The 2,456-nt window shown below is 70.8% G+C and carries 3 protein-coding genes; all 3 read right to left on the bottom strand.

The window, feature by feature from the left end:
- Window positions 1-919 (bottom strand): glycosyltransferase family 4 protein (locus V7Q31_RS18805; RefSeq protein WP_333835363.1); only part of this gene is annotated, 919 nt, incomplete at its 3' end.
- Complete coding sequence (locus tag V7Q31_RS18800) at window positions 903-1,853, bottom strand: glycosyltransferase (RefSeq protein WP_333835362.1); 951 nt, start codon at window positions 1,851-1,853, stop codon at window positions 903-905. The genes V7Q31_RS18805 and V7Q31_RS18800, both read right to left, overlap by 17 nt.
- Window positions 1,843-2,456, bottom strand: a 614-nt coding sequence (locus V7Q31_RS18795; protein ID WP_333835361.1) for a hypothetical protein, incomplete at its 5' end; no start/stop codon positions are given. The genes V7Q31_RS18800 and V7Q31_RS18795, both read right to left, overlap by 11 nt.

Genomic DNA, 2,456 nt, shown 5'->3' with positions numbered 1-2,456 from the left:
CCGCGACGCCGCCGGGCGGGGCCAGAAAGGCTCCGCAATCCCCGACATAGGCCCGAACGCCGGCGAGATCCGTGGACACGATGGGCAGACCCGAGGCCATCCCTTCGAGAAGGGCGTTGTTCGCCGTCGACTCCGTCAACGGCAGGAAAAGAATGTCCGCCTGACGATAGAGCGCCGCCAGCGCCTCGTCGGACAGGCCGCTGTGCACGCGCACATTGGACAGCTCGCTCACCGCCGAGCCCGTGACCACGTCGAAGCGCAGCGCCGGTAGCGCCGCTGCCACCGCCGCGAACAGGTTCCAGTCGCGCAGCCAATGGCCGACGGTCACACAGCGCAGCGGTCCGTCTTCGCGCGGACCGCTGCGAACATGGAAGAAGCCGTCATCGACGCCATGCAGCAGGACGCGCATCCGGTCTGCGCGGGCCCAGCTTTCGACGAGCGCCTGTTGAGAGGGCGAGACGAGCATGATCCCGTCCAGTCGCCGGACCACGTTCGGCGACACGATCGTCCTGAGCAGGTCGGGCGGTTGATGGAACGACGCGACGACCCGCCTTCCGCGCAGCCCGGCCCGTCGCAGCGCGCCCGGCAGAAACATCGGCGCATGTTCGCCGTCGAGGAAGTGCACGATGTCGGCGCCGCCGCGCAGGCAGTCGAGGAACGCCCTCGCCTCGGCGGCGAAGTCGCTCAGCTTGTACCAGGGCATGCCCCGCCCGGCGATCATGCGCCGCAGGGCGGGCCGGACCGGCGCGAGCCATGCTGGAAAGTCGGCGTCGCTGTCGGATGCGCCATGAAGATGCGTGCGGAAGCGTGTCGGGTCGAGCGCCTCGACGAGGCGCACATATCCCGAGCGGCCGCCCCAATGGGGGAAGCGCGTGTGCACGAAGCGGATGTTGATGGGCCGATCAGCGACGCGCGACACCGAGAAGCCCCATGATGAATCCGAGATCGATGAGCCCGAAGCATTTCTGCGTGAAGTCCCGCGCCGACGCGCCCGAGAAGATGAGCGCGCGCAGCCTGGCGCGGTCCGCCAGCAGGGCTCCGAGCCGCCGCAACGCGAGGCCCAGCCGCCGCTTCGGCCGCGGCTCCCGGTCGACGAGGACCATGACCGCATCTGACACGCCCTGCCAGTAGAAGCGCCGGGTGAACCACGCCCTCTCGAGGCGCGCCGGGGGGACGAGGTGCCTGATCGCCATGGCCGGCAGATACCGGCACTCGTAGCCGCGCCGGATGATCTTCTTCGCGAGATGCACGTCGCCCCCGGACAGCAGATTGTCCCCGATGCGATCGAGCGACGGATGGAAGCCGTCCACCTCCTCGAGAACCCGGTGCGGGATGGCCATGTTGGCGCCGACCAGCCACTCGCGGTCCAGATCCGTGATCGCCTTCTCGACCTTCCCCCAATCCACGATGGTGAGGGAGCAGGCGATGGGATCCTCCAGCCAGTCCGGCCGGGGGCCGAGCCAGATCGGGACGACGGGACCGCCCACAATGCCGATCTTCCCCGCGTCATCGCGCCGGAACACGTCGCGGATGGCGGCCAGCCAGCCCGGCTCGGCGACGGCGTCGTCGTCGAAATAGGCGACGATCTCACCGCGCGCCGCCCGCCAGCCTCTGTTGCGCGCGATGCAGAGCCCGATGCGCTCCTCCCGCAGATAGCGCAGGGGCAGACGCGCGGAGAGGCGGCGGGCCACCTCCGGCGTGGCGTCGGTCGACGCGTTGTCCACCAGCAGAATCTCGTGGCCGTCCGGCCCGATGTCCTGATCGGCCAGGCTCAGCAGGGCTTTCTCCAGCAGCTCCGCCCGATTGCGGGTGCAGACGACGACCGAGACGAAGGGCGCGCGCTCAGAGGGCATGGCGCGCCTCCGCGCGGCCGCGCAGCCGCCGCAGAAGGGCGCGCAGCCGCCGGCGCCCCCAGCGCAGGACCCGACGCGGGGCGCGCGCGATCCGTGCCCATATCGCGAGGCCAGCGCGCTGCTCGATCGGAGGATGCCCCTGCGCCAGCGGCGGCGGCAACAGATCCTCCGCGATCGAAACGGCCGCCCGGCCGAGCGGACCGACGAGATCGGCGAGCAGTTCGGCGCGCATGGCGCGAAGCGCGGTCGACTCCGGCCAGCCGATGTCGGGTCCATCGCCGCGACGCAGGGCGAGGGCCTCCGGCAGGCTCGCCGCGCTCCAGCCTGCGGTCAGAACGCGGTTCACGCCGTCCCAGACGTCATAGCCGCGCGGCAGTCCCTGGCGGAACGGCGGCGCGTCGCCGATGGCGTCGGCCCTGAAGGCGGTCGTCAAAGTCGCGTCGTTGCCGACCAGCTGAGCGGCGAGCTCTGGCCCTGGCGGCGCCTCGAGCGCGCCGCGTCTTTCGACGAACGTCCAGGGGGACAGCGCGCCGAGATCGGGCCGTCGGGCGAACGCCTCCGCCATGCGCTCGATGCAAAAGGGCTCGAGAAGGTCGTTCTCGT

It is taken from the genome of Rubrimonas sp., from assembly GCF_036788415.1.
In the GTDB taxonomy this organism is placed as follows: domain Bacteria; phylum Pseudomonadota; class Alphaproteobacteria; order Rhodobacterales; family Rhodobacteraceae; genus Rubrimonas.
Note: the sequence above shows the minus strand (reverse complement) of the source record. Positions and strands in the feature narration are given on the sequence as shown.